Source organism: Rhizobium sp. TH2 (assembly GCF_024707525.1).
Lineage (GTDB): Bacteria > Pseudomonadota > Alphaproteobacteria > Rhizobiales > Rhizobiaceae > Rhizobium_E.
The window spans coordinates 2,098,011-2,124,320 of record NZ_CP062231.1; the positions used below are offsets into that span (position 1 = coordinate 2,098,011).

General features: G+C 61.2%; 24 protein-coding genes. 18 read left to right on the top strand and 6 right to left on the bottom strand.

Features of this window, described 5'->3' with window-relative positions; translation table 11 throughout:
* Positions 1-22: 22 nt before the first annotated feature.
* Both IHQ71_RS10475 and IHQ71_RS10480 read left to right on the top strand, forming a co-directional pair.
* Positions 23-1,459, top strand: a complete 1,437-nt coding sequence (locus IHQ71_RS10475) for an aspartate aminotransferase family protein (RefSeq protein WP_258161907.1) — start codon at positions 23-25, stop codon at positions 1,457-1,459.
* A 119-nt stretch (positions 1,460-1,578) separates the two neighbouring features.
* On the top strand, positions 1,579-2,034 hold the full coding sequence (locus IHQ71_RS10480) for a type II toxin-antitoxin system RatA family toxin (protein WP_258161908.1): 456 nt from the start codon (positions 1,579-1,581) through the stop codon (positions 2,032-2,034).
* A gap of 4 nt (positions 2,035-2,038) precedes the next feature.
* Here the strand turns inward: IHQ71_RS10480 and IHQ71_RS10485 are convergent, their stop codons facing one another.
* Positions 2,039-2,539: a CinA family protein gene (locus IHQ71_RS10485; RefSeq protein ID WP_258161909.1), complete on the bottom strand. Its 501-nt coding sequence runs from the start codon at positions 2,537-2,539 to the stop codon at positions 2,039-2,041.
* Positions 2,536-3,747 (bottom strand): bifunctional 2-C-methyl-D-erythritol 4-phosphate cytidylyltransferase/2-C-methyl-D-erythritol 2,4-cyclodiphosphate synthase, encoded by a 1,212-nt coding sequence (locus IHQ71_RS10490; RefSeq protein WP_258161910.1) that lies wholly within the window; start codon positions 3,745-3,747, stop codon positions 2,536-2,538. The genes IHQ71_RS10485 and IHQ71_RS10490 overlap by 4 nt, the downstream gene beginning before the upstream one ends.
* Before the next feature lie 165 nt (positions 3,748-3,912).
* On the opposite strand from IHQ71_RS10490, the gene dusB reads away from it, so the two are divergent.
* The 9 genes from dusB (at position 3,913) to IHQ71_RS10535 (ending at position 15,394) form a co-directional block, all read left to right on the top strand.
* Positions 3,913-4,920, top strand: a complete 1,008-nt coding sequence (gene dusB, locus IHQ71_RS10495) for a tRNA dihydrouridine synthase DusB (protein WP_258161911.1) — start codon at positions 3,913-3,915, stop codon at positions 4,918-4,920.
* Positions 4,917-6,053 carry a nitrogen regulation protein NR(II) gene (locus IHQ71_RS10500; protein WP_258161912.1) on the top strand — a complete coding sequence of 379 codons (1,137 nt, stop codon included), beginning with the start codon at positions 4,917-4,919 and terminating at the stop codon, positions 6,051-6,053. The genes dusB and IHQ71_RS10500 overlap by 4 nt, the downstream gene beginning before the upstream one ends.
* Positions 6,054-6,062: 9 nt before the next feature.
* Complete coding sequence (gene ntrC, locus IHQ71_RS10505) at positions 6,063-7,517, top strand: nitrogen regulation protein NR(I) (RefSeq protein ID WP_258161913.1); 1,455 nt, start codon at positions 6,063-6,065, stop codon at positions 7,515-7,517.
* Positions 7,518-7,696: 179 nt separating this feature from the next.
* Complete coding sequence (locus tag IHQ71_RS10510; protein ID WP_308737939.1) at positions 7,697-9,943, top strand: PAS domain-containing sensor histidine kinase; 2,247 nt, start codon at positions 7,697-7,699, stop codon at positions 9,941-9,943.
* Positions 9,933-11,297 carry a sigma-54 dependent transcriptional regulator gene (locus IHQ71_RS10515; protein ID WP_258161914.1) on the top strand — a complete coding sequence of 455 codons (1,365 nt, stop codon included), beginning with the start codon at positions 9,933-9,935 and terminating at the stop codon, positions 11,295-11,297. The genes IHQ71_RS10510 and IHQ71_RS10515 overlap by 11 nt, the downstream gene beginning before the upstream one ends.
* A 16-nt stretch (positions 11,298-11,313) precedes the next feature.
* Positions 11,314-12,180: a D-amino-acid transaminase gene (locus tag IHQ71_RS10520; RefSeq protein ID WP_258161915.1), complete on the top strand. Its 867-nt coding sequence runs from the start codon at positions 11,314-11,316 to the stop codon at positions 12,178-12,180.
* 101 nt (positions 12,181-12,281) lie between these two features.
* Positions 12,282-12,524: an RNA chaperone Hfq gene (hfq, locus tag IHQ71_RS10525; RefSeq protein WP_258161916.1), complete on the top strand. Its 243-nt coding sequence runs from the start codon at positions 12,282-12,284 to the stop codon at positions 12,522-12,524.
* 163 nt (positions 12,525-12,687) lie between these two features.
* A complete protein-coding gene (gene hflX / locus IHQ71_RS10530; protein ID WP_258162803.1) occupies positions 12,688-14,001 on the top strand; it encodes a GTPase HflX in 1,314 nt (437 codons plus the stop codon).
* 145 nt (positions 14,002-14,146) lie between these two features.
* Complete coding sequence (locus IHQ71_RS10535) at positions 14,147-15,394, top strand: diguanylate cyclase (protein WP_258161917.1); 1,248 nt, start codon at positions 14,147-14,149, stop codon at positions 15,392-15,394.
* A gap of 6 nt (positions 15,395-15,400) precedes the next feature.
* On the opposite strand, the gene mazG is transcribed toward IHQ71_RS10535, so the two are convergent.
* Together mazG and IHQ71_RS10545 are read right to left on the bottom strand one after the other, a co-directional pair.
* Positions 15,401-16,219, bottom strand: coding sequence for a nucleoside triphosphate pyrophosphohydrolase (mazG, locus tag IHQ71_RS10540; RefSeq protein ID WP_258161918.1), 819 nt, complete (start codon positions 16,217-16,219; stop codon positions 15,401-15,403).
* A gap of 2 nt (positions 16,220-16,221) precedes the next feature.
* Positions 16,222-16,821, bottom strand: coding sequence for a deaminase (locus tag IHQ71_RS10545; protein ID WP_258161919.1), 600 nt, complete (start codon positions 16,819-16,821; stop codon positions 16,222-16,224).
* Between the two features lie 272 nt (positions 16,822-17,093).
* Here IHQ71_RS10545 and cysG point away from each other — a divergent pair, with 272 nt between their 5' ends.
* The 5 genes from cysG to IHQ71_RS10570 all read left to right on the top strand — a co-directional run bounded on the left by cysG (position 17,094) and on the right by IHQ71_RS10570 (position 22,083).
* Positions 17,094-18,530 carry a siroheme synthase CysG gene (cysG, locus tag IHQ71_RS10550; protein ID WP_258161920.1) on the top strand — a complete coding sequence of 479 codons (1,437 nt, stop codon included), beginning with the start codon at positions 17,094-17,096 and terminating at the stop codon, positions 18,528-18,530.
* Between the two features lie 4 nt (positions 18,531-18,534).
* Positions 18,535-18,813, top strand: coding sequence for a DUF2849 domain-containing protein (locus IHQ71_RS10555; protein ID WP_258162804.1), 279 nt, complete (start codon positions 18,535-18,537; stop codon positions 18,811-18,813).
* Between the two features lie 50 nt (positions 18,814-18,863).
* Positions 18,864-20,537 (top strand): nitrite/sulfite reductase, encoded by a 1,674-nt coding sequence (locus tag IHQ71_RS10560; RefSeq protein WP_258161921.1) that lies wholly within the window; start codon positions 18,864-18,866, stop codon positions 20,535-20,537.
* Between the two features lie 11 nt (positions 20,538-20,548).
* On the top strand, positions 20,549-21,046 hold the full coding sequence (locus IHQ71_RS10565) for a DUF934 domain-containing protein (RefSeq protein ID WP_258161922.1): 498 nt from the start codon (positions 20,549-20,551) through the stop codon (positions 21,044-21,046).
* A gap of 218 nt (positions 21,047-21,264) precedes the next feature.
* Positions 21,265-22,083, top strand: a complete 819-nt coding sequence (locus IHQ71_RS10570) for a ferredoxin--NADP reductase (RefSeq protein WP_258161923.1) — start codon at positions 21,265-21,267, stop codon at positions 22,081-22,083.
* 69 nt (positions 22,084-22,152) lie between these two features.
* Here the strand turns inward: IHQ71_RS10570 and IHQ71_RS10575 are convergent, their stop codons facing one another.
* Together IHQ71_RS10575 and IHQ71_RS10580 are read right to left on the bottom strand one after the other, a co-directional pair.
* A complete protein-coding gene (locus IHQ71_RS10575; RefSeq protein WP_258161924.1) occupies positions 22,153-22,779 on the bottom strand; it encodes a GntR family transcriptional regulator in 627 nt (208 codons plus the stop codon).
* A gap of 165 nt (positions 22,780-22,944) precedes the next feature.
* Positions 22,945-23,718, bottom strand: coding sequence for an NAD kinase (locus tag IHQ71_RS10580; protein ID WP_258161925.1), 774 nt, complete (start codon positions 23,716-23,718; stop codon positions 22,945-22,947).
* A 169-nt stretch (positions 23,719-23,887) separates the two neighbouring features.
* Here IHQ71_RS10580 and cobF point away from each other — a divergent pair, with 169 nt between their 5' ends.
* The gene (gene cobF / locus IHQ71_RS10585) at positions 23,888-24,661 is read left to right on the top strand and encodes a precorrin-6A synthase (deacetylating) (protein WP_258161926.1); all 774 of its coding nucleotides are present in this window, start codon (positions 23,888-23,890) and stop codon (positions 24,659-24,661) included.
* Between the two features lie 75 nt (positions 24,662-24,736).
* On the top strand, positions 24,737-26,308 hold the full coding sequence (gene cobG / locus IHQ71_RS10590; RefSeq protein ID WP_258161927.1) for a precorrin-3B synthase: 1,572 nt from the start codon (positions 24,737-24,739) through the stop codon (positions 26,306-26,308).
* Positions 26,309-26,310 lie beyond the last annotated feature (2 nt).

Here is a 26,310-nt window from a genome sequence, read left to right on the forward strand (position 1 = left end):
TGATGCCCATCAGGAGGACGTCATGGATATAGCCGCTCTTTTTTCGCAGGCTGCGCGCGAGGCTGCCCGTTTTCGCGAGGGCTCGGCGACACGGCCGCATCATCCGGCGCGGATGTATGCGGATTGCGTCGATCTGTTTTCCGAGCCGTTGCCCGAAGCGGGAATCTCGGAGGATGCTGTCATCCGCGATCTCGTCGAAAAGGCGGAACCCGGCTTGCACGCCATGACCGGGCCACGCTTCCACGGCTGGGTTATCGGCGGCTCGCATCCGGTCGGCGTCGCGGCAGACATGCTTACCAGCGCCTGGGGCCAGAACGCCGGCAACCATATCGCGACGCCTTCCGCGGCGGCAGCGGAGCTGATCGCGGGCCGCTGGCTGGTGGAAATGCTCGGTCTGCCGCCGAGCGCTTCAGTCGGCTTCGTGACCGGCGCCACCATGGCAAACTTCACCGGCCTCGCAGCCGCCCGCAGCTTTGTCCTCGATCAGGCCGGCTGGGATGCCGATCGCAATGGCCTGTTTGGCGCGCCGCAGATCAGCGTCGTCATCGGAGACGACGCCCATACGACGGTGTTTTCCGCGTTGCAATTCCTTGGTCTTGGTCACGATCGGGTCGTCCGCGTACCGACGGACGAGCAGGGGCGGATGGTGGTGCCGCAATTCGAGCGCGCAATCGCCAGCGTGGAAGGGCCGGTCATCGTGATCGTGCAGGCCGGCCAGATCAACACCGGCTGCTTCGACGATTTCACTGCGATCGTTCCGATGGCGAAGGCGAGGGGAGCCTGGGTCCATGTCGATGGCGCCTTCGGCCTCTGGGCGCAGGTGACTTCATCGTACCGACATCTGACGAGGGGTGTCGAGCTTGCTGATAGCTGGGCGACCGACGGCCACAAATGGCTCCAGACGCCTTATGACTGCGGTTACGCCATCGTTCGCAATGAGGCTGTGCACCGCCGCGCCATGACCATCGCCGCAAGCTATCTGCCGGCGGCGGCGGAGGACGAGCGCGACCCGTCGCATTACGTGCCGGAGCTTTCCCGCCGGGCGCGCGGCTTCGCCACCTTGGCAGTGATCAAACATCTCGGCCGCGCGGGCATTGCCGAGATGATCGAGCGGAACTGCGCCGCAGCCCGCCGGGTTGCCGAATTGGCGACGCAGGAAGTTGGTATTGGGGTCGTCAATGACGTCGTCCTCAATCAGGCGATCATCCGCTTCGGCGGACATCTCGGCGACGAAGCAGGCGATGCCATGACGGTCGAAACCGTCGCCGAACTGCAGCGGGATGGCCGCTTGTTCGCCGGAGGCGCCAAGTGGCGCGGCCGGCAAGTGATGCGGCTTTCTGTGTGCAACTATCAGACCGATCTCGAACAGGCGGAGATCGATGCCGATGCGATCATCAAAGCGTATCGAATTGTGCGTGCGAGGAATGCGAGACAAGGTCAGGCAACGGCAGGGCGGTAACGGTTGCCAGCGCCTTGTCGCCGATTATCGCATCGCAACGGCGAAAATGTCAAAGTGGCTTACTTGTGCAAAAGCCGCGGGCGACATAAGTCGAGTGAAACAATAATTGCCGCGAAATCATGCCCCAGTTCGAAACCCGCCGCCCAGCCAGCCACACCGCCGACGAGATGTTCGCGCTCGTGGCCGACGTGGAAAAATATCCGGAATTCCTGCCGCTTTGCGAGGCCCTGACGGTGCGGAGCCGCAAGGAACGCGACGGCAAGACCTTGCTGGTGGCCGATATGAGCATCGGCTACAAGGCGATCCGTGAGACCTTCACCACCCAGGTCTTCCTCAAGCCCGAGGAGCGTGTGATCGAGGTGAAATATATCGACGGGCCGTTCAAATATCTCAGCAATATCTGGCGCTTCGAGGACACGAGCGAGGGGCGCTCGGATGTCGTCTTCTTCATCGACTACGAGTTCAAGAGCCGCATTCTCGGCGCGTTGATGGGCTCGATGTTCGATCGCGCCTTCCGCATGTTCTCAGAGGCCTTCGAGAAGCGGGCGGACAAGATTTACAGCCCAGCAGCGTAGGCGATCAGCCCAGCTTGGCGAGTTCGATGATCATTTCCAGCGCCGTTTCCACCGCCGCCATCCTGATATCGTGCCGTCCGATATCGCCATAGTTCATCTCGCGGTGTATCATCGCGCCCTTGTAGTGGCGGCCGCCGAAGTGCACGAGACCGACTGGCTTGCCGGTCGAGCCGCCGTCCGGGCCGGCAATGCCGGTGACTGACACCGAAATGCCGGCCTCCGAGCGCGACATTGCACCATGCGCCATTTCCAGCGCGACATCCTTCGAGACGGCGCCGTATTGCCGGAGCGTGATCGACATCACGCCGAGCATCTCTGTCTTGGCCTGGTCGGAATAGGTGATGAAGCCGCGTTCCAGCACCTTGCTGGCACCCGGGATTTCGGTGATGCAGCCGGCCACCAATCCTCCGGTGCAGGATTCCGCCGTCGCGATCATGACGTTCTTCTCGACGCAGAGCGCCACGACCTCCCTGGCAAGCTCGTATATGATGGTTTCGTTGCTCATTGCGGTGTTCTCCCATAGACGACCGTCGCGGTGGCGATTGCGGCGATGCCTTCACCCCGGCCGACGAAGCCGATCTTTTCATTCGTCGTCGCCTTCACCGAACACCGTTCGAGCTCGATACCCAGCATTTCGGCCAGCATTCTGCGCATCGATTCCCTGTGCGGGCCTATCTTCGGCGCCTCGGCGATGATGGAGACGTCGGCATTCATGATCGTCCCGCCGTGGTCGCGCACGATTTTTGCCGCATGTTCGAGGAAGATGCGGGAGGCGGCACCCTTCCATTGCGGGTCGGACGGCGGGAAGTGATCGCCGATATCACCCGCGCCGCAGGTGGCGAGCAGCGCATCCGTCAAGGCATGCAGCGCCACGTCGGCGTCGGAATGGCCCTTCAGCCGCTGGTCGTGCGGAATTTTGACGCCGCAAAGGGTCACCCCGTCGCCGGGTTCGAGCTGGTGGACGTCATAACCGTTTCCGGTGCGGACATCGGGGAGGTGGTTTCGCATCAGCTTCTCGTCCGCCAGTTCGATATCGCGTTTCAGGGTGAGCTTGATGTTTTCACGGTCGCCGTCAATGAGCTTGACCCTTATGTCCTGCCATTCGGCGATCGCCGCATCGTCGGTGAAATCGGTGAGGCCCGCCGCGGCAGCCGCCCGGTGGCCGGCGAGGATCATCGGGTAGTCGAAGCTCTGCGGCGTCTGGGCGGCATAAAGGCCGGTGCGGGAGACGGTGCTTTCGATATAGAAGTCGTCGGTAGCCCGCTTGAGCGTATCGGAGACTGGACAGACCGGCAGCACCGCCTTTTCGCCTCCGATATGCGCGGCAAGAATCGCATTGAGCATGCCTGACGTGAAGAAGGGGCGCACGGCATCATGGATCATTACATGGGTAATGCCGCTCGACTCCAGGGCCTCGAGCCCGTTCAGCACCGAGGCCTGCCGGGTCGCGCCGCCGAGAACGGTTTCGATGGCAGCTCCTGGGGGGAACGTGGTCTTGCAGCTTGCATAGAGGTCTTCGTCATCGGCATGGATGGCGATGACGATTCTCGCCGTGTGCTTCCAGGCCGCGAATTTCTTGACCGAATGGGTGATGACAGGCACGCCGCCGATCAGCCGGTATTGCTTCGGCCCGTCGGGATGGGCGCCTGCGCGTTCACCACGCCCGGCAGCGACGATCAATATGCCAAACCTGGGCGCTTCAGGCAGTGTCATGATTATTCACAAGTGATCCGCTATTGCTTTCATTCGCCTTTATAGGCGCCTAACGGCAAAGGCCAGTGGATGTCAGCTTGTTTTTTAGGCCGGCCACCGAATCCACTTGGCAACGCCAACGGATATGTCTAAAAATAATGCACGATTATTGAGTGCCTGAAAGATATGCAGTCCAACATACCCTCCCTGCGAAGCGCCTTTCACGTCGGCCCGCTGGAAATTCGCAACCGCGTCGCGCTCGCGCCGATGTCCGGCGTCACCGACCTGCCGTTCCGCCAACTCGCCTGGGAAAGCGGCGCGGGCTATGTCGTCACCGAGATGGTGGCGAGCCGCGAACTGGTCGGCAACACCGCCGAATCCTGGTCGCGCCTCAAGAATTCCGGCATCGAGCCGCATGTCGTCCAACTCGCCGGCCGCGACCCGTATTATCTTGCGGAAGGCGCGCGCATCGCCGAAGCCAATGGTGCGTCTATCATCGACATCAATATGGGATGCCCGGCCAAGAAAGTGACCGGCGGCCTGTCCGGCTCGGCGCTGATGCGGGAGCCGGAACTGGCGCTGTCGCTGATTGCGGCCGCTGTCGCGGCGGTCAAGGTGCCGGTCACTGTCAAGATGCGGCTCGGCTGGGACGAGAATTCCATCAACGCCCCGATATTGGCCCGTGAGGCCGAGGCGCTCGGCGCCCAGATGATCACCATCCATGGCCGCACCCGTATGCAGTTCTATGAGGGCAGGGCGGACTGGGACCGCATCGCCGAGGTCCGGGCCGCGATCAAAGTGCCGCTCGTCGCCAATGGCGATGTCGAGACGCCGGCCGATATCGCCGATATCCTGCGCCGCTCGGGTGCCGATGCGGTGATGATCGGACGCGGTGCCCAAGGACGCCCCTGGCATCCCGGTGTGCTCGCCGGCATGCGCGAAGCACCGGAACGCAGCGAAATCGCCGATTTCTTCGAGCGGCACTATCGCATGACGCTTGATTTCTACGGCCCCGAGGGTGGTCTGCGCCATGCGCGAAAGCATGTCGGGTGGTATCTGGAGCGCCATGCGGAGCTTGTTCCGTCAGGCGTCAAATCCGAGGTCCTGACCTCGCGCGATCCGGAATTCGTCGTCGCGTCCGTCAGGCGTCTCATTCTCGAAGCGGCGGCTCCCGCCCTGAGCGAGGCGGCATGAACGACGACCAGGGTCGAAAGAAACCGAAGGCCGCGAACGCCGAACTTGCCAATTCGGTGCTCAACGCAATACAGAATGCCGTGATCCTCGTCGATGAGGACGGCTATATCGCGTTTGCCAACTGGGAAGCGGAATCCTTCTTCGGTGCCAGCGCCGCCTATCTCGCGCGCCACACGATCTATGCCTATATCCCGTTCGGCAGCCCGATGCTGACGCTGATCGACCAGGTCCGCGAGCGCCGCGCGCCGGTCAACGAATACCGGGTGGACCTGTCCTCGCCACGGCTTGGCGCAGACAAGCTGGTGGATATCTATGTCGCGCCGGTGCTGACCGATCCCGGCTCGGTGGTCGTGGTGTTCCAGGAGCGCTCGATGGCCGACAAGATCGACCGTCAGCTCACCCATCGCGCGGCCGCACGCTCGGTTACGGGACTGGCCTCGATGCTGGCCCACGAGATCAAGAACCCGCTCTCCGGCATAAGAGGTGCGGCGCAGCTTCTCGAAACGTCGGTCAACGACGAGGACCGCGCGCTCACCCAGCTGATCTGCGAGGAGACCGATCGCATCGTCTCTTTGGTCGATCGCATGGAGGTGTTCTCCGACGAGCGGCCCGTGGATCGCGCGCCGATAAACATCCATTCGGTTCTCGATCATGTGAAGGCGATTGCCAAGGCCGGGTTTGCCCGGAACATCAGGATCAGCGAGAACTACGACCCCTCTCTGCCGGCGGTGCATGCGAACCGGGATCAGCTTGTCCAGGTCTTCCTCAACCTGATCAAGAATGCTTCGGAAGCAGTAGCCGACCGGGGCGATGCCGAGATCATCCTGACCACCGCTTACCGTCCGGGCATCCGCATTTCAGTCGCGGGATCGCGAGAGAAAATCTCGCTGCCGCTGGAGTTCTGCGTCATCGACAACGGCCCGGGCGTGCCCGACGACCTGGTGCCGCATCTCTTCGATCCGTTCGTGACCACCAAGACCAACGGCTCGGGCCTAGGCCTGGCCCTCGTCGCCAAGATCATCGGCGGGCACGGCGGCATCGTCGAATGCGACCGCCAGAACAACAAGACAATCTTCCGTGTCCTGATGCCCGTCTCTCCCAACGGGCAGGGCGAGGACCACCATTTTGATTAGGAACCTTAGATGACCGCTGCCACCATTCTCGTTGCGGATGATGACGCTGCCATCCGGACCGTGCTCAACCAGGCGCTCTCCCGTGCCGGTTACGATGTACGGATCACGTCGAATGCAGCCACGCTCTGGCGCTGGATATCGGCCGGCGAAGGCGACCTGGTGATCACTGACGTGGTGATGCCGGATGAGAACGCCTTCGACCTGCTGCCGCGCGTCAAGAAGTTGAGGCCGGATTTGCCCGTGCTCGTCATGAGCGCCCAGAACACCTTCATGACGGCGATCAAGGCCTCGGAAAAGGGCGCCTATGATTATCTGCCCAAGCCCTTCGACCTGACGGAACTGATCGGCATTGTCGGCCGCGCGCTCGCGGAGCCCAAGCGCAAGCCGCCGCGCCAGGAAGACGACATGCAGGACGGCATGCCGCTGGTTGGCCGTTCGGCGGCGATGCAGGAAATCTACCGCGTATTGGCCCGCCTGATGCAGACGGACCTGACGCTGATGATCACCGGCGAATCCGGCACCGGCAAGGAACTGGTGGCGCGGGCGTTGCATGATTACGGCAAGCGCCGCAACGGTCCCTTCGTGGCGATCAACATGGCTGCCATCCCGCGCGACCTGATCGAATCCGAACTCTTCGGCCATGAGAAGGGTGCTTTCACTGGTGCCCAAGCCCGCTCGACCGGCCGTTTCGAACAGGCGGAGGGCGGCACGCTGTTCCTCGACGAGATCGGCGACATGCCGATGGAGGCGCAGACTCGCCTTCTCCGCGTGCTCCAGCAGGGCGAATACACCACTGTCGGCGGACGCACGCCGATCCGCACCGATGTCCGCATCGTCGCAGCCACCAACAAGGATCTCAAACAGGCGATCAACCAGGGCCTGTTTCGCGAGGATCTCTATTACCGCCTCAACGTCGTGCCGCTCCGTCTGCCGCCACTGCGCGAACGCACCGAGGATATCACCGATCTCGTCCGCCATTTCGTGGCGATGACCGAGAAGGAGGGCATGGCACCCAAGCGTTTCGACAACGAGGCGTTGGACGTGATGAAGGCCTATCTCTGGCCGGGCAATGTGCGCGAACTGGAAAATTTCGTTCGACGCCTGACAGCACTCTATCCGCAGGACGTGATCACCCGCGAGATCGCCGAATCCGAACTGAAGCCTGATATCGCGGCCAGCCCGGCAGAGAAGCCCGGCATGCGCTCCGGTCCGGTTTCCATCGCGCAAGCGGTGGAAGAGAATATGCGCAGCTATTTCGCTGAATTCGGCGACAATTTGCCGCCAGCGGGTCTCTATGACCGGGTTCTCGCCGAGATGGAATATCCGTTGATCCTGGCCGCACTCACCGCCACGCGCGGCAATCAGATCAAGGCGGCGGATCTGCTTGGTCTCAACCGCAATACGCTGCGCAAGAAGATTCGCGAACTCGGCGTTACTGTGTATCGCTCCTCCCGCATGGCTTGACATCAAGGCAAGGTCCGTTGCATTTTCGCCACAATGCGTTGCTCTAAAGCAACGCATTGTTTGCTTGAAGGCGGCCGATTCCTTTGGCCACGCCCAGCGCGTCTGTGCGGGTGCCTTCGTTTCGATAACGAGACTGGGACGCTGATGCCGCACGCAACCGCGAAACGAATGGACGACGTATGACCGAAGCGCAGGAGGAGAGAGGCGGCCGGAATTTTGACCGGCGCGGCATTTCCACGACCACCGGCATTGCCGTGGCCGGCGGCGCGCTGGTGGCTGCCATCACCACGTTGGTCATCCTGCTCGGGTTCACGCCGATCGAACCCGTCGACCATGTTGTCGTCGCCTCTGTGGTCGTCAACGCGCTGTTCGTGATCGCGCTCCTGGCGTTGGTCGGCTATGAAATCTACCGGTTGATCAAGGCCCGCACCCGTGGCCGCGCCGCGGCCCGTCTTCATATCCGCATCGTTTCGCTGTTCTCGATCGTGGCGATCGCGCCGGCGATCCTCGTCGCGGTCATCGCCTCGATCACGCTGAATGCCGGGTTGGACCGCTGGTTCGGCCAACAGACGCGGCAAATCGTCAATTCCTCGATCAGCGTCGCCCAGGCCTATGTCAAGGAGAATGCCAGCTATCTCCAGGGCCAGACGATTTCCATGGCCAACGATCTTGACCGCAACCGCCAGGTCTATGCGCTCGATCCTACGGGGTTCGTGGATCTGATGACACGGCAGGCCAAGGGCAGGGGTATGCTCGGCGCCTTCGTCGTCAACAGCGAGGGTGTCGTCCAGATCAAAGCCGATATCGCCACCGAGGCGCCTCTGCCCGATGTGCCGCCCGATGCGCTGAAGGCCGCAGTCTCCGGTCGGCCGACCCTCATTCCACCAGGCAGTACCAATCTGGTCGGCGCGATCATCAGTCTCAGCGAGATCGATGGCTTCCTCTACACGATCCGCGCCGTCGATCCGCAGGTCATGTCGGCGCTGCATCTGATGGAAAACAACGCCGCCGAATACAAGGCGATGGAAGAGGGCAGGGCCACGACCCAGCTCGCCTATGCTATCACCTATCTCGGCTTTACACTGATCGTGCTGCTGGCTGCGATCTGGGCCGCCATCGCCGTCGCCGATCGCATCGTTCGGCCGATCAGGCTGCTGATCAACGCGGCGGACAATGTTGCCGGCGGCAATCTCAACGTCATCGTGCCGGTCCGCGTGGTGGATGGCGACGTCGGTTCGCTGTCGCGCACCTTCAACAAGATGATCTCGGAAATCCGCACCCAGCGCGATGAAATCCTTGTGGCCAAGGACGAGGTGGACGATCGCCGTCGCTTCATCGAGGCGGTGTTGTCGGGCGTTACGGCTGCCGTCATCGGCGTCGACGAAGACCGCACGATCAACATTGCCAATCCCTCGACCGAACTTCTGCTCGGGATAGTGCCCGAGGATCTGACCGGCAAAAAGCTTATCGATGTCGCACCTGATATTGACGATGTCCTTACGGAAGCCACCTCACGTTACCGTAACGACTTCCGCAAACAGATCAGCATCGTTCACGGTGGCAAGGAGCGGACGCTGAGCGTGCAGGTCACGCGCGAGGAATCGCATGCCGGCCACGAGTCCTTCGTCATCACGCTCGACGACGTTACCGATCTCGTCATCGCCCAGCGCTCGACCGCCTGGGCCGACGTCGCCCGCCGCATCGCCCATGAGATCAAGAATCCGCTGACCCCGATCACGCTGTCCGCAGAGCGGCTGAAGCGCCGCTACGGCAAGCAGATCAACGCGGATGACCGGGCCGTCTTCGACCAGTGCACCGACACGATCGTCCGCCAGGTCGAGGATATCGGCCGCATGGTCGACGAATTCTCATCCTTCGCGCGCATGCCCAAGCCCTCGATGGAGCAGGCCGATCTCCGGAATATCCTGAAGGACACGGTCTTCCTGCGCGAGATGGGCAACAGCCATGTCCGTTTCATCAAGGAATGGGGTGACGAGCCTCTCGTCGGGGCATTCGATGCCCGCATGCTCGGCCAGGCCTTCTCGAACCTGGTGAAGAATGCCGAGGAAGCCATTGAAGCGATTCCCTCCGACGAACGCCGCGACGAGCACAAGATCATGATTCGCGCGCACGTCGATGCCGCCGCCGACCGGGTCATCGTCGACGTGATCGACAACGGCAAGGGGTTGCCGCACGAGAACCGTCACCGGATTCTCGAGCCCTACATGACGATGCGGGAGAAGGGCACAGGTCTTGGCCTTCCTATCGTCAAGAAGATCATCGAGGAGCATGGCGGGCAACTTGAGCTGCACGATGCACCAGCCGATTTCGACAATGGAAATGGAGCTATGATCCGCGTCATCCTGCCACGAAGAGGGGAGAACGCCGGGGTCGAGAATCTGAAGGTAGAGGCACATGGCGTCTGATATTCTGGTAGTAGATGACGAAGTTGATATCCGCGAGATCGTCTCGGGGATCCTTTCCGACGAGGGTCATGAGACCCGCACGGCTCATGACAGCGACAGCGCGCTTGCCGCGATTTCCGATCGCGTGCCGCGGCTGGTCTTCCTTGACGTCTGGATGCAGGGCAGCCGGCTGGACGGCTTGGGCCTGCTCGACGAGATCAAGAACCGGCATCCGGAACTGCCGGTGGTGATGATCTCCGGCCACGGCAATATCGAAATGGCGGTCAATGCCATCCGGCGCGGTGCGTTCGATTTCATTGAGAAGCCGTTCAAGGCCGACCGGCTGATCCTGATCGCCGAGCGTGCGCTCGAAAATTCCAGCCTCAAGCGCGAGGTCCGAGACCTCAAGCGCCGCACCGGCGATACCGCCGAACTCATCGGTACGTCGGTGGCGGTCTCGCAATTGCGTCAGACCATCGACAAGGTGGCCCCGACCAACAGCCGCGTGATGATCTTCGGTCCGTCAGGGGCGGGCAAGGAACTGGTCGCGCGCCTCATACATCGCAAGTCGGCGCGCGCCGAAGGGCCGTTCGTGGCGCTGAATGCCGCCACCATCACGCCGGAGCGCATGGAGATCGCGCTCTTTGGCACCGAGGGTACGCCCGGCCAGCCGCGCAAGACAGGCGCGCTCGAAGAAGCCCATCGCGGTATCCTCTATCTCGACGAGATCGGCGAAATGCCGCGCGAGACCCAGAACAAGATCCTGCGCGTGCTGGTCGAACAGCAGTTCGAGCGGGTCGGCGGCTCCAAGCGCGTCAAGGTCGATGTCCGCATCATCTCCTCGACCGCCTATAATCTCGAGAAGATGATCCTTGAGAGCCGGTTCCGCGAGGATCTCTATCACCGCCTGTCGGTCGTGCCGGTCAAGGTGCCGCCGCTGTCGGACCGCCGCGAGGATATACCGTTCCTGGTCGATATCTTCATGCGCCAGATCTGCGACCATGCCGGCATAAAGCCGCGCAAGATCGGCGACGATGCGCTGGCGATCCTCCAGGCACATGACTGGCCGGGCAACCTGCGCCAGTTGCGCAACAATATCGAGCGTCTGCTGATCCTCGCCCAGTCCGACGGTCCGGACAGCGCCATCAATGCCGACATGCTGCCGGCCGACGTGCTCGACACCATGCCCAAGGTCTCCTCGACTGGCGACCAGCACATCATGACGCTGCCGCTGCGCGAGGCCCGCGAAATGTTCGAGCGCGATTATCTCATCGCCCAGATCAACCGTTTCGGCGGCAATATTTCGCGCACCGCGGAATTCGTCGGCATGGAACGCTCGGCACTGCACCGCAAGCTCAAGACCCTCGGCGTTTGATTTTCGGGATTTCAGCATGACCAGAATTGCCTATGTGAACGGCCGCTATGTCAGACACGCGGATGCGAAAGTGCATATCGAGGACCGTGGCTATCAATTCGCCGATGGCGTCTATGAGGTATGCGAAGTCCGGCATGGCATGATCGTCGACATGACGCGCCATCTCGACAGGTTGGGCCGCTCGCTCTCCGAACTGAGGATCGCCTGGCCGATGCATCGCTCGGCGCTGGTCCGCGTGATCCGCGAGGTACTGAAGCGCAATCGCGTGAAGAACGGCCTCTTCTATATGCAGGTCACGCGCGGTGTTGCGAAACGCGACCACGTCTTCCCGCATCCCGACACGAAGCCATCCATCGTGGTGACGGCGAAGAGCACCAATCCGGCCATCATTGCCGCAAAGAATGCCAATGGCATCAAGGCGATAACGGTGCCGGAGAACCGCTGGGACCGGGTCGACATCAAGACGGTCGGCCTGCTTTCCAATGCGCTGGTCCGCCAGCAGGCCAAGGAAGCAGGCGCCCAGGAAGCGATTTATGTCGATGCGGACGGCACGGTGAAGGAGGGCGCGGCTACCAATGTCTGGATGGTTGACGAGGGTGGCACCTTGCTGACGCGTCCGGCCGAGCACGGAATCCTGCGGGGCATCACCCGCACCACGTTGATGGACGTCGCCGGCAAGCTCGGCATCACGATCCGGGAAGAGGCGTTCTCCGCCGAGAAGATGCTCGCGTCTCGCGAAGTATTCATAACAGCCGCAACCAGCATATGTTTTCCGGTCGTCGAAATCGATGGCAAGCCGATTGCCAACGGCCATCCCGGCAGTGTAAGCCAAAAAATCCGGGAAGCCTTTTTCGACATTGCGGAAAAGACATCTATTTGGTAGCAATTCCACGGGGGTCGTCCGACGAGGCATCGGGCGCTCGGGAGGCAGTAACAATAATCCGGCAAAATGCGCCGGCAATAACGAAAGACGCGGCGGGGCACATGGCTGAACGTTCTCAGAATCTACAGGATTTATTTCTCAATACTGTTCGCAAGCAGAAGATTTCTCTCACGATCTTTCTCATCAATGGCGTCAAGCTGACCGGCGTCGTCACATCATTCGACAATTTCTGTGTGCTTTTGCGCCGTGACGGGCATTCTCAACTCGTCTATAAGCATGCGATCTCGACCATCATGCCCGGCTCGCCGGTGCAGATGTTCGAAGGCGAGGAAAGCGTCGGCTGAACGGAACAAATGGCCACGGGCCGGGTTCCTCGCGAACACTGAAATCTGAAAGAAGCGATCGGGTGGCAGCGGCCGCCCGTCATCGTTTGGAGCAATGACAATCAACGAACGCGACACTTCCCACGATTCGCTCGTACCCGAGACCGAACGCCTGCGTGATGAGATGCGCGCCATCGTCGTTGTGCCTGTCCTCAAGTCAGGACAGGAAACCGGCAACGGGCGCACCAGCGAAGGCCGGCTCGAAGAGGCGATTGGCCTCGCGCATGCCATCGACCTGGAAATCACCGCGGGTGAGATCGTCCAGGTGTCGCAACCCAAACCTGCGACGCTGATCGGCTCGGGCAAGATCGAGGAAATCAAGGAAAAGCTCATCGAAGGCGATGCCGGTCTGGTCATTGTCGATCATCCCTTGACGCCGGTACAGCAGCGCAATCTCGAAAAGGCGTGGAACGCCAAGGTTATCGACCGTACCGGCCTGATCCTGGAAATCTTCGGCCGCCGCGCATCGACAAAAGAAGGCTCGCTGCAGGTCGAGCTTGCCCATCTCAACTACCAGAAGGGCCGACTGGTTCGCAGCTGGACCCACCTTGAGCGTCAGCGCGGTGGCGCGGGCTTTCTCGGCGGTCCCGGCGAAACCCAGATCGAGGCCGACCGTCGCCAGCTTCAGGACAAGATCATCAAGCTCGAACGCGAGTTGGAACATGTGCGCCGCACCCGCCAGCTCCATCGCGCCAAGCGCCGCAAGGTGCCGCATCCGATCGTCGCGCTCGCCGGCTACACAAATGCCGGAAAATCCACACTTTTCAACAGGATGACAGGGGCCGGCGTGCTGGCCGAGAACATGCTGTTCGCAACGCTCGATCCGACATTGCGCCGCATCAAGCTGCCGCATGGCCGCATGGTGATCATGTCCGACACCGTCGGCTTCATCTCGGACCTGCCGACGCATCTTGTCGCCGCCTTCCGCGCCACGCTGGAAGAGGTGCTCGAGGCCGATCTCATCCTCCATATCAGGGACATGTCGGATCCCGACAATGCCGCGCAGGCGGCTGATGTTCTGCGAATCCTCACCGATCTCGGCATCGAGGAGAGCGAGCAGGAAAAGCGCATCATCGAAGTCTGGAACAAGATCGATCTCGTCGAACCGGAATCTCGCGATGCGCTGCTTCAGAAGGCATCCGGCGCCACCAACACGATTGCAGTCTCGGCGATCACCGGTGAAGGCGTCGGTCGCCTGCTCGACATCGTCGGCGAAAAGCTTTCCGGCGTCATGACCGTCGCCACCGTAGTTGTTCCGGTCGATAAGCTCTCGATGCTCTCCTGGTTCTATGAGCATGCGATCGTCGATAGCCGGGAGGACCGCGAGGACGGTTCGGTCAGTCTCGACGTCCGGCTGTCGGAATCGGAAGCCATAGAGATGGAACGCCGCCTCGGCCTCGGCACGCCTAATGGCGTCACAGCCCCGTGGGAAGACTGATCCATTCGTTTTCGCGCTGTGCAGACGCGACGGGTATGCTCAGCTGTTCTTCCGGGTTGATAGCGTCTAAATAGAATCAGCAGCGCCGCGCAAGCGAACACGCATATCTGTTATCTTCTTTGATTAGCCCCAAGGCACAAACGGAATGCAGCTTCATAACGTGATCGTACTGGCGCTTGAAGCCGTCGTCTATTTTCTGGTCCTGATCACGCTTCTGCATTGGCGTCATCGCATCGGCATCGGCGTGTTCATCACTGTGCTCGCCACGATGCATTTTCTCGAAACCTATCTCGCAGCCACCTTCTATGTGCAGGTGCCGATGGCGACGATTTCGCCGGGCTCGGCGGTGTTTTTCGCCGGCAAGCTGCTGATGGTGCTGTTGCTATACGTCAAGGAGGATGCGCCGACAGTCCGCCAGCTGATCTACGGCCTGTTGATCGGCAATCTGCTCAGCTTTGTTCTTGGGCAAATCCTGACTTTGCATGGCGGTGCGCTGACGCCGGGCGGCATGCCATCCGATGAGCCGTTCCTGCGCGACCTCGGCATTCTGATGATATGGGGCACGAGCCTGCTCTATCTCGATTCCATCGGCATCATCCTGATCTATGAACGCCTCGGCTCGATCATCGGGCGCCGGATGCTGCCACGTTTCTTCGTCGCCGGGATGTTGACGCTGGCCTTCGACCAGATCGGCTTCTACGGCGTGCTCCATCTGTTGACCGGCGCGCCCGCGAGCGTCTTCTGGGGTGGGCTCGTCGCGAAGATGGCGATGAACCTGTTGTTCGTCGCGCTCACGGGCATCTATCTCTCGCTGTTCAAGTCGGACGGCGCGGCGAGCCCGGTCAAGGGCATCTCCGATGTTTTCAACGACCTGACCTATCGCGAGCGCTATCAGGACCTTCTCGCGCGCACTGGCAAGGATGGCCTGACCGGCGTCCATGATCGCGGTCGGCTGGAGTTCGAAGGCCCTGAAATCATCCGCGAGGCGGTGCGGAATGGCCGCGAGATCAGCATCATGGTGGTCGATGCCGATCATTTCAAAGAGGTCAACGACAAATACGGCCATCTCGAGGGCGATGAGGTGCTGAAGCGTCTGGCGGGCATTCTGACCGGCGCGGTGCGCAAGAACGACATGGTCTACCGGTTCGGCGGCGAAGAATTCGTCATTCTGGCGCAGGATATGGGCCACCGCCTTGCGGTCGATACCGCCGAGCGGATCAGGTCCGAGATCGAGAAAAACGTGAAGGCCGCCGCCGAGCGCACCGTTACCGTCAGCATCGGCGTCTCGGCTGCTCCGCAAGACGGTGGAAGCCTGCTTGAACTGATTTCAGCCGCCGACCGCAGGCTCTATCGGGCCAAGGCCGAGGGACGAAACCGGATCATTGGCGCCTGAAACGGCTCAACGCCCCTTGGCCTCCTGCCAGAGTTCTTCCATCCGCTCCAATGTCGCCTCGTCAAGGCTTTCGCCGTTGGCATCAAGCGATTGTTCGATATGAGCAAAACGTCGCCGGAACTTCGTGTTCGTGCCGCGTACCGCCATCTCCGGCTCGACGCCGACATGCCGGCCGATGTTCACTGCCGCGAAGATGAGGTCACCCAGTTCGTCGGCGATCTTGGCCTTGTCGCCGCTTTTCAGCGCGGCCCGGAATTCGCCGATCTCCTCCTCGATCTTGTCGAGAATCGGTTCCGGCTCCGACCAGTCGAAGCCGACCTTCGCAGCCTGCTGCTGTAGCTTCAGCGCCTCGATCAGCGCGGGCAGGGCACGCGGCACGGATCCGAGGTGGCCGGCTTTGAAGTCCTCGGTGATACCGCGCTTTACGCGCCGCTCGGCACGTTCGCGCTTTTCCTCTGTTTTGATTTCGTCCCACTGCTTCTTGACCTTTACCGGATCGTCGGCATCGGAGACCGCAAAGACGTGGGGATGGCGGCGGATCATCTTGGTGGTAATCGCCTCGACCACCTCGCCGAAGCCGAACTCGCCCTGTTCCTCCGCCATCCGGGCGTGAAAGACGACCTGCAGCAGGAGATCACCGAGTTCATCACGCAGGTCATCGAGATCGCCGCGTTCGATGGCATCCGCAACCTCATAGGCCTCCTCAAGCGTATAGGGCTTGATCGTCTCGAAGTTCTGCTCCAGATCCCATGGGCAACCGGTCACCGGCGTGCGCAGCGCGGCCATGATTTCGATGAGGCGATCGATATTCTTCGCGGGTTTCATGATCAGTTCAACGGAATGGCATTGTCGGATTTGGAGGCCTGATAGGTCTCCGAGAGTTCGTTGTAGCTCGCCTTGATGGCGTCGATGCGGATCGCGTATTCAGCGCGGTGGTCGGCATCGATATCAGCCAGCATGTCCGTCATCCAGACCGAATTCCAGAAGGCATTTTTTCGGCGATAGCCGCCAGGCTCCAACCCGAACACCTCCTTCAGGATTTTGAGATCGTGCGGGATGGCGAACGCATCGCGGCTGTCTTCATGGCTGAAGAAATAGAAGAAATTGTCGAACCCGGCCCAGGTGATCGCCGACATGCACATCGTGCAGGGTTCGTGGGTCGACAGGAAGATCAGGTCCTTCGTGTCGGGCCGCTCGCCCATCTCGTAGAAGCGCTTGAGCGTGTGCACCTCGCCATGCCAGAGCGGGTTTTCCGTCTCGTTATTGGTCTCGGCGAGGACCAGCGAGAGGTCGGACTTGCGCAAGAGTGCGGCGCCGAACACCTTGTTGCCAGCCGCCACGCCCCGCGTGGTAAGCGGAATGATCTCGTTTTCCATCACGGATAAGAGGCGCGAGAGAAGGTCGGAAGAGGTGTGGTTGAAATACATGGTTGCTCCGGACGGTGTTTCCGGACATTAGCGGCAGTACGTGACGATTGGAAAGCGCTGCGCCGCAACACGCACAGATTATTCGGACGGTCCTTCATTGTCGCGTTTTTTCAATCTTTGGCTGATATCAGCCCAGCAACAAAACAGAATGCTCGCATTGGCGAAATCTCTAGCAAAAGAATACACTTGGGTCCGGATGCCAAGATTCATGTTGCTTCATTTCTGGCGCCCGGTCTGGCAAAAGGGCATGAGTGATAATCAGGATTTGAGTCATGTCCGAGCCGAATGACCAGATGAGCGTCTTTCCGGCCTTTTTCCGCATTGAGGGAAAGGGTGTCGCCGTTGTGGGCAATGGTGAGGAAGCGCTTGCCAAGGTGCGGCTGCTGCTCAATACCCGCGCCGACATCGTGCTCATCGCCGAGGCACCGATCGCCTCGCTGATGGCACTGGTGATCCAGAAGGATGTCAAGCATGTCGCGCGGCCATTCCGTGGCGATATGCTGGAAGGTATGACGCTGGTCTTCGCCGCCACTGGCGATGCCGCCGAGGATCGCGCCATTGTCGATGCCGCCCGTGAACTGAAAATCCCGGCCAATGCCGTCGACCAGCCAGAACATTGCGATTTCTACACGCCAGCGATCGTCAATCGTGCGCCTGTGGCCGTTGCGATCGGCACGGAGGGCGCTGGCCCCGTGCTGGCGCAGATGCTCCGAGCCCAGATCGATCAGGCATTGTCGCCGTCGCTGGGCCGCCTGGCGCGGCTCGCGATCCAGTATCGCGACGCCGCCGAACGCGTTTTGCCACGCGGCGTGACGCGCCGTATCTTCTGGCGCCGCTTCTTCTCGGGCTCGGTGGCCGACGCTATCAACAACGGCTACGAGGACGATGCGGATCGCGAAGCTGCAAAGCTTCTGAATTCCATGGACAAGGTCGATGGCCATGTCTGGTTGGTCGGTGCCGGCCCCGGTTCCGAGGATCTGCTGACGCTTCGTGCCCAGCGCGCGATGATGGAGGCCGATGCGATTGTCTATGACGCGCTGGTGCCCGAGGAGGTCGTCGCCATGGGCCGCCGCGATGCGGAGCGCATTCCGGTCGGCAAGCGCAAGGGCTGCCATTCGAAATCACAGGATGAGATCAACGACCTGCTGGTCGAACTTGGCCGCGCGGGCAAGCGGGTCGTCCGCCTCAAATCCGGCGATCCCCTGGTATATGGTCGCGCCGCCGAGGAGATGCAGGCACTCCGCAATGCCGCGATCAGCTACGAGATCGTACCGGGCATCACGTCCGCCTTCGCGGCCGCCGCCGATTTCGAACTGCCGCTGACGCTGCGCGGCGTCGCCTCGTCGCTGATCTTCACCACCGGCCACGACCTGACCGGCGATGTCCTGCCGGACTGGGCGAGCCTTGCCATCTCGGGTGCTACGATCGCCGTCTATATGGGCAAGACTGTTGCGGCCTCCGTTGCCGCCCGACTGATGGAAGCAGGTCTCGCACCCGAGACCACGGTCGCCGTGATCGAAAATGCCAGCCGCCGTGACAAGCGCATGTTGCACGGCGTGCTCCGGGAACTGCCCGGCCTTGAGGCGCGTCACGATCTTGGTGGCCCTGTCATGGTCATCATCGGAGACGCGGTCGCCGGCGCCAATTTCGAACATTCCGAGCCGCTGGCTGCCTTCAAGCCGGCGCTCACCGAGTCCACTGGAGCATGAAATGATTACGTCGCAAGTCCTGACCGCGAACCGGCTGAACGACGGCATTGCCGTATGGTACGACAAGGCGGGCAACTGGAACGAATGGATCGGCCGGTCCGAGGTCGCGCATACCAAGGAAGACGCGGAACGTCTTGAAGCGATCGGCAAGAAGGCTTATGCCAACAACGAGGTTCTGGACGTCAATCTTGTCGAGGTGGAGGAGATCGAGGGCCAGATCAGGCCGCTTCGGCTTCGAGAGCGCATCCGCGCCGAAGGCCCAACCATCGAATACATGATCTGACCGGATTTGCGGGACGCCGCACGGGTGATGACCCAAGGGATTGAGTAGAAATGTACCGTTACGATGAATTCGACCATACCTTCGTCAACGATCGCGTCGCGCAGTTCCGCGATCAGGTCGAGCGCCGCCTCACGGGCGACCTTGCCGAGGATGCGTTCCGGCCGCTGCGCCTGATGAACGGCGTCTATCTCCAACTGCACGCCTATATGCTGCGCGTCGCCATTCCTTATGGCACGCTGAATTCCAAGCAGATGCGGATGTTGGCCCATATCGCCCGCAAATATGACCGCGGCTACGGCCATTTTACCACCCGCCAGAACATCCAGTACAACTGGCCGAAGCTTGCCGATACGCCCGATATCCTGGCCGATCTCGCATCCGTCGAGATGCACGCGATCCAGACCTCGGGCAACTGCATCCGCAATGTCACCGCCGACCATTTTGCCGGTGCCGCGGCGGACGAGGCCGCCGATCCGCGTCCCTATGCCGAGATCCTGCGCCAGTGGTCGTCGGTGCATCCGGAATTCACCTTCCTGCCGCGCAAGTTCAAGATCGCCGTCACCGGCGCAAAGGACGACCGTGCCGCGATCCAGGTCCACGATATCGGCCTGCATCTGAAGAAGAACGAAAAGGGCGAACTCGGCTTCGACGTCTATGTCGGGGGCGGGCAGGGCCGCACGCCGATGATCGGCAAGCGGATCCGCGAATTCCTGCCGGAGGAAGACCTGTTGTCCTACACGACAGCGATCATGCGCGTGTACAATCTCTATGGCCGCCGCGACAACAAGTACAAGGCGCGCATCAAGATTCTCGTCCACGAAACCGGCGTCGAGAAGCTGTCGGCCGAGATCGAGGCGGAATTCAACGAACTCAAGAACGGCGAACTCAAGCTGCCCGATGCCGACATCCAGGCGATCACCAGCTATTTCGCGCCGCCGGAATTGGCACCCCGTGCCGAAGGCTGGGCCAACCTTGCGAGCTGGAAGAAGGCCGATCCGGATTTCGCCCGCTGGGTGGACCAGAACGTCAAGCCGCACAAGCATCCAGATTACGGCATGGTGACGATTTCGCTCAAGCCGATCGGCGGTATTCCGGGTGATGCCACCGATGAGCAGATGGAACTGGTCGCCGATCTCGCCGAGGAATATGCCTTCGACGAAATCCGCATCAGCCACGAGCAGAACATCATCTTCCCGCATGTGGCGCTGGCCGATCTCGAGCCGCTTTACCGCGCGCTGAAGCCGGCCAACCTGGCGACGGCGAATTCGAACCTGATCACGGATATCATTGCCTGTCCCGGCTTGGATTATTGCGCGCTGGCCAATGCCCGTTCGATTCCGGTCGCGCAGGAGATTTCGGAGCGCTTCGGCTCGCCCGAGCGCCAGGCCGAGATCGGCGAACTCAAGATCAAGATTTCCGGCTGCATCAATGCCTGCGGCCATCACCATGTCGGCCATATCGGCCTGCTCGGTGTTGAGAAGAAGGGTGCCGAACTCTACCAGATCACGCTAGGCGGCTCCGCCGACAACGAGACCTCGATCGGCGATATCATCGGCCGTGGCTTCGAGCCTGAAAAGGTGACCGACGCGATCGAGACCGTGGTTGACACCTATCTCGGCTTGCGTCTTTCACCGCAGGAGACGTTCCTGGAAGCTTATCGCCGGGTGGGCCAGCAGCCCTTCAAGACGGCTCTTTATGGCGGCGCTGCCGCCGAAGCCGCCTGAGGAGCAGCAATATGACCAAGATCTGGAACGAATCCGGTTTTCAGAACCAGGACCCTTGGGTGATCGAGACCGAGGAGACCAAGGCCGGCAGCAACGAGAAGCCGATCCTGCCGCTGGCCACCTTTCTCGAAAAGGCTGAAGCCGGCGAGACTGGCCTTGGCGTACTGATCCTGCCGGCGGATAATGTGAAGGCGCTTGCCCCCCATCTCGATAAGATCGCGCTGGTGGCCGTGTCCTTCCCGGCCTTCAACGACGGCCGCGCCTTCAGCCACGCCTCGCTGCTACGCGAACGTCTGGGCTTCGAGGGCGAAATCCGCGCCGTCGGCGATGTGCTGATCGATCCGCTGCCGCTGATGTTGCGCGTCGGCATCAACAGCTTTGCGGTGACCAACCCGATTGCCATCCGACGGCTGGAGGAGGGGCGTCTGCCCGGCATCGACAATCACTACCAGCCGACCGCCCGCAAGTCGGAAGATCCGAAGTCCTATAGCTGGCGCCGGGTTTCCTGAATCAGCTGCTTGTGCGGAAATTCATTCGTACACAAACAAATTTATCGACAAGAACCACCATATCGGCTATGGTGGTTCTCGGCTGATTTGGTGCGGACAAAAATAAAAAGCATTTTCCGCCAAGGATTTCCGTGTTGGAACGCAATGCCTTCAATATCGGCCAGGAATGTAATATCTGCCTAGCGTGACTGAATGACCGCCTTGAGGAACAGGACCGAATGAACGCGCCCGCATTGAAGACAGAGATCGAACCCGTTGCCATTCCCGCCGGCGTCTATGCCGAGACGGTGACCGAGGTTCACCATTACACGGACCGCCTGTTCCGCTTCCGGATGACGCGCCCCGCCGAGTTCCGTTTCCGCTCGGGCGAATTCGCCATGATCGGCCTGATGATCGACGGCAAGCCGCTCTATCGCGCATACTCGGTTGCCAGCCCCGCCTGGGACGAAGAACTCGAATTCTTCTCGATCAAGGTTCCGGATGGCCCGCTGACCAGCCACCTGCAGAATCTTCAGGTCGGCGACACCGTGCTGATGCGCAAGAAGCCCACCGGCACGTTGGTCAACGATGCGCTGCTGCCCGGCAACCGGCTCTACATGTTCTCGACCGGCACCGGCATCGCGCCTTTCGCGAGCCTGATCCGCGATCCCGAGACCTATGAAAAGTTCGAGGAAGTCATCCTCGTCCATACCTGCCGCGAAGTCTCCGAGCTGAAATACGGCTTCGACCTGGTCGAGGAAATCCGCAATCACGAATTCCTCTCCGAGATCGCCGGCGTCAAACTCAAGCACTATGCGACCGTCACCCGTGATGCCAACTATCCGCATCAGGGCCGCGTTACCGACCTGATGCGCAATGGCAAGCTTTTCACCGATCTCGGCGTTCCGCCGATCGATCCTGAAATCGACCGTGGCATGATCTGCGGTTCGGCCGCCATGCTCAAGGAAACCAAGCAACTCCTGATCGACGCTGGCCTCAATGAGGGCGCCAACAACAAGCCTGGCGAATTCGTCATCGAACGCGCCTTCGTCGACTGATTTCTTTCTCCTCCCAAAACCTCCAGCCCCGTCATGATTTTCATGACGGGGCATTTTTTCGCCTGGCGTTCAGTCGTCTTCCGAAAGACCTTCGATAAGAGCGGCCATCGCCGCCTCGGCTGCCGTGGGATCGCCCTGCAGCAGCGCCCGGATGACCTTCACATGCAGCTCCACCGAGCGCTCCAGCGCCGTCTGATCGGCTGCGTGAAACCAGTAGCGGCGCGAGTGGGTCTGCAGCGCCGAGAGCGCCTGGGTGATGAACGGATTGGGACAGGCCTGTTCGAGGATCTCGTCGAACTGCTTGTCTGCGGTCAGGAAGCCTTCCTTGTCGCCGGTCACCGAACATTCCGTCATCGATTTGGCGCAGGCAATCAGGGCCTCGCGCGCCTCCGGTCCGATATTGACTGCCACCAGCCGGGCGGCGAGGGGCTCCAACTGGCGTCGCGTTTCATGGATCATCGCGGGGTAGGCGGGGTCCAGTGCCGTGATCTGCAAGCCGGCGCGGGGCCTGACCTCGATCAGCCCCTGCCATTCGAGCTTCTGGATAGCCTCGCGCACCGGCGTACGGCCGAAGCCGGCCAGCGTGATCAACTGCTTTTCCGTCACCATCGAGCCTGGCGCCAGCACCAGCGTCACAATCAAGCTTTCAAGCCGGAGATAGGCGAGCCTCGCATGGGATTCTGTGGTTTCGGCCAATGGTTTCTCCGTTGCTGATATATCAGCTATCGGCGTGTCGCATTTAGAGCGCCAGACATATTGATATATCAGAGTCATGATGAGGCAAGCACTTCACGGTGCTTTTCCCGTGATTTGAGCGAATTATCAGGTGATTAACGGCGATTTGTGCTCCAATCGCAGACGTCAGTCCAAAAACTGCTCGGCAAGGATACGGTCCGACCAGGAGTGGTCGGGATCGGAGAGCAGCCACGCGGTATGATCCTTCGCCTGCTCGACCTTCACCCGTACGACGGATTTGACTTCCTTGTTGTCGGCGACAGCATTCACGGGCCGCTTCCTGGGCTCCAGCACCTCTATCTCGACACGCACGCGCTCGGGAAGCAGCGCGCCGCGCCAGCGTCGGGGGCGGAAGGCGGAGATCGGAGTCAGCGCCATCAGCGGCGCTTCGAGCGGCAGGATCGGCCCATGCGCCGAGAAATTGTAGGCTGTGGAGCCGGCAGGCGTGGATAGCAGCACGCCGTCACAGATCAGTTCGGCGAGCCGCTGGCGGCCATCGACCAGCACCCGGAGTTTTGCGGTTTGATAGGACTGACGGAACAGCGCCACCTCGTTGATCGCCAGTTCGACGCGGATATCGCCGTGCTCATCCTCGGTTTCCATCTTCAACGGATGGATGGAATTCTCCACCGCATGTGCAATCCGTTCGAGGAGGTTTTCGATGGAATACTCATTCATCAGGAAGCCGACGGACCCCCGGTTCATGCCGTAGACCAGTTTGCCGGAATTCATTGTCGCGTGCAGCATCTGCAGCACAAAACCGTCGCCCCCAAGCGCGACGATGACATCGGCCTCCTCGGCGGACACGTTTTCATAGCGCGCCGAAAGCTCCTGCGACGCGATCTGCGCCTCATCGGCAGTGGAGGCGGCGAACGCAATGGCTCGGAACTGGCGCGGCATGGCACTCGATCATCTGGTTGCGATGGGCAAGTGCTACAGCAAATCCTGAACGATCAAAAGCCCTTGGCTGATATCGGCGGGCAGTTTCTGTTTGACGCTGAATGGCGCAGCGAGGCATGGAAGGTGCTGGAGTGAAGGACTAAACTCGCCCTGGACCAGGAACCATCCCATGCGCAATATCCTCATCGTCGGCATCGGCGCCGGAAATCCAGAACATATGACGATCCAGGCGATCAACGCGCTCAATAGCGCCGACGTGCTGTTCATCCCGACCAAGGGCGCCAGGAAGACCGAGCTCGCGGACGTCAGGCGCGAAATCGTTTCGCGCTTCGTCACCAATCCGAATAGCCGCACGGTGGAGTTCGCCGTTCCCGAGCGCAAGACCGCCGACCGGACCTACAATCAAGGCGTTGACCAATGGCATGCAGCCATCGCCGGAATCTATGAAGGCCTGATCGGCGGCGAACTCGCGGACAATCGGACCGGGGCCTTCCTCGTCTGGGGCGATCCGATGCTCTATGATTCGACGATCCGCATCATCGAGCGGGTCAAGGCGCGCGATCGGGTCGCCTTCGACTATTCAGTCATCGCGGGCATCACCAGCCTACAGGCGCTCTGTGCCGCCCATCGCATCCCGCTCAATCTGGTCGGCAAGCCGGTGGAAATCACCACCGGCCGGCGACTGAAGGAGAGTTTTCCCGAGAAAAGCGAGACGTCGGTCGTGATGCTCGATGGTCAGCAGGCCTTTTCCGATATCAACGATCCCGATGCGATGATCTATTGGGGCGCCTATCTCGGCACGCCGGCCGAGATCACCATATCAGGCAGGCTCGCGGAAAAATCCGCCGAGATTGCGGAACGCCGCGCCAAGGCCCGCGAAGAGATGGGCTGGATCATGGATATCTACCTGCTTCGCAAGGGCGCCGATTTCGACGAGGCTTGAATTGGCGAATTGCGGGGCTGCTTGCCCTGTCGGAGCAAAAAGCGTTTAGTTCGGGGCAACGGTTTTGGAAGGCGGATGACACAACGAGCGACAGCACAGCGGGCTATGGTGAGCGACGATCTCCGGCGCGGCGCCTGTCCAACGCTGTCTGCGCCGATGCCGACCGGTGACGGCCTGCTCGCCCGCCTGCGGCCGCTGGATTGTCTGATCACCACCGCCGAGCTTCGCGCCATCGCCGAGGCGGCCGCGGAATTCGGCAACGGCATTCTAGAAGTCACCGCCCGGGGAAGCCTGCAGATCAGGGGCCTCAGGCCCGAGACGGTCGCACCGTTCGAGCGTGCTGTGCTGGCTTCTGGCATCGTCCCGGCCAGCGGCGTGATGGTCGAGGTGCCGCCGCTTGCCGGCATCGATTTCAGTGAAGTGATCGATCCGCGCCAGCTGGCGCGAAAAATCCGGCAGGCGATCGAGACCCATGTCCCGCCGCTCGTGCTGGCGCCGAAACTGGCAGTTATCGTGGACGGACGCGGGCGGTTTCATCTCGGCGATGTGACAGCCGATGTAAGGCTGACGGCGATCGATGAGGAGAAGTTCCTGCTTGCTGTCGGTGGCACCAATCGCACGGCGCGGCCGATTGCTGTGGTAAGCGCGGATGGGGCGGTCGCTGCGGTCATCCGCTTGCTCGAAGAGATTGCCGAAATTGGGCCGATCGCCCGGGGCAGGGATGTGGATCTCACGGGGCTCGATAGTCTCCATGAGCCGTCGGCAAATGAAATTTCGGTTCATCGTGACGTCGAGCCTTTCCTCGGCATTCGCGATCTTGGCACACCCCCCTCTGTCCTGCCGGACATCTCCCCCTCAAGGGGGGAGATCGACTCGTGGGGCTCATTCGCTCCAGACGCGCCGCTTGGTGCAGTTCTACCCGGTATACTGGCCCCGAACCTGGCCAGGAAGTCGATTGAGGCGGGGAGCGTACTCCACCCAATCTCCCCCCTTGAGGGGGAGATGTCCGGCAGGACAGAGGGGGGTATTCCGGATGCAGAGCGTGGTGAAAACCACATCCTCGGCATCGCCTTCCCGTACCGTCAGGCAAACGCCGACGATCTCATCGCTTTCATCGACACAATTGAAACAATTGGCATTTCCGAAATCCGCCTATCACCTGCGCACGGCTTCTTCCTAACCGGCCTTTCCCCCGATGCAGCCCTCCAAGCCGAAGCCGCCGCCCGCCGGCACCACTTCTGGACATCCTCCAACGACCCCCGCGCCAATATCGCCCTCTGTTCCGGCACATCAGGCTGCGCGTCCGCCTTCTACGACACGCGTGCCACCGCCGAAGCCCTGCGACGACACGCGCCCGCACTGCTCGACGGCTCCCTCGCCATCCACCTCTCCGGCTGTGCCAAGGGCTGCGCCCATCCCTCCGCCGCACCGCTGACGCTTGTCGGTGCGCCATCAGGCTACGGCCTTGTCGTAAATGGTGTCGCCTCCGCCAAGCCCGCCCACTACATTGCCGCAAAAGACTTGGGAATCGCCGTGGAAAGGCTTGCGTCCCTCGTGGCAGGCGCTAAGGAAGCGGGCGAAACCGCGCGCGATTGCCTGGCGAGGCTTGGCGCGGACCGGATTTCGGCAGCCCTCATATTGGACTAGAC

Coding starts and splice junctions, on each gene's coding strand:
- IHQ71_RS10485 (WP_258161909.1), bottom strand. CDS start 2,539: ATGAGCAACGAAACCATCATATACGAGCTTGCCAGGGAGGTCGTGGCG.
- IHQ71_RS10570 (WP_258161923.1), top strand. CDS start 21,265: ATGAACGCGCCCGCATTGAAGACAGAGATCGAACCCGTTGCCATTCCC.
- IHQ71_RS10565 (WP_258161922.1), top strand. CDS start 20,549: ATGACCAAGATCTGGAACGAATCCGGTTTTCAGAACCAGGACCCTTGG.
- IHQ71_RS10475 (WP_258161907.1), top strand. CDS start 23: ATGGATATAGCCGCTCTTTTTTCGCAGGCTGCGCGCGAGGCTGCCCGT.
- IHQ71_RS10510 (WP_308737939.1), top strand. CDS start 7,697: ATGACCGAAGCGCAGGAGGAGAGAGGCGGCCGGAATTTTGACCGGCGC.
- IHQ71_RS10580 (WP_258161925.1), bottom strand. CDS start 23,718: ATGCCGCGCCAGTTCCGAGCCATTGCGTTCGCCGCCTCCACTGCCGAT.
- IHQ71_RS10480 (WP_258161908.1), top strand. CDS start 1,579: ATGCCCCAGTTCGAAACCCGCCGCCCAGCCAGCCACACCGCCGACGAG.
- ntrC (WP_258161913.1), top strand. CDS start 6,063: ATGACCGCTGCCACCATTCTCGTTGCGGATGATGACGCTGCCATCCGG.
- IHQ71_RS10500 (WP_258161912.1), top strand. CDS start 4,917: ATGAACGACGACCAGGGTCGAAAGAAACCGAAGGCCGCGAACGCCGAA.
- hfq (WP_258161916.1), top strand. CDS start 12,282: ATGGCTGAACGTTCTCAGAATCTACAGGATTTATTTCTCAATACTGTT.
- IHQ71_RS10560 (WP_258161921.1), top strand. CDS start 18,864: ATGTACCGTTACGATGAATTCGACCATACCTTCGTCAACGATCGCGTC.
- IHQ71_RS10520 (WP_258161915.1), top strand. CDS start 11,314: ATGACCAGAATTGCCTATGTGAACGGCCGCTATGTCAGACACGCGGAT.
- dusB (WP_258161911.1), top strand. CDS start 3,913: ATGCAGTCCAACATACCCTCCCTGCGAAGCGCCTTTCACGTCGGCCCG.
- IHQ71_RS10515 (WP_258161914.1), top strand. CDS start 9,933: ATGGCGTCTGATATTCTGGTAGTAGATGACGAAGTTGATATCCGCGAG.
- IHQ71_RS10490 (WP_258161910.1), bottom strand. CDS start 3,747: ATGACACTGCCTGAAGCGCCCAGGTTTGGCATATTGATCGTCGCTGCC.
- cobG (WP_258161927.1), top strand. CDS start 24,737: ATGACACAACGAGCGACAGCACAGCGGGCTATGGTGAGCGACGATCTC.
- IHQ71_RS10535 (WP_258161917.1), top strand. CDS start 14,147: ATGCAGCTTCATAACGTGATCGTACTGGCGCTTGAAGCCGTCGTCTAT.
- mazG (WP_258161918.1), bottom strand. CDS start 16,219: ATGAAACCCGCGAAGAATATCGATCGCCTCATCGAAATCATGGCCGCG.
- cobF (WP_258161926.1), top strand. CDS start 23,888: ATGCGCAATATCCTCATCGTCGGCATCGGCGCCGGAAATCCAGAACAT.
- IHQ71_RS10545 (WP_258161919.1), bottom strand. CDS start 16,821: ATGTATTTCAACCACACCTCTTCCGACCTTCTCTCGCGCCTCTTATCC.
- hflX (WP_258162803.1), top strand. CDS start 12,688: ATGCGCGCCATCGTCGTTGTGCCTGTCCTCAAGTCAGGACAGGAAACC.
- cysG (WP_258161920.1), top strand. CDS start 17,094: ATGTCCGAGCCGAATGACCAGATGAGCGTCTTTCCGGCCTTTTTCCGC.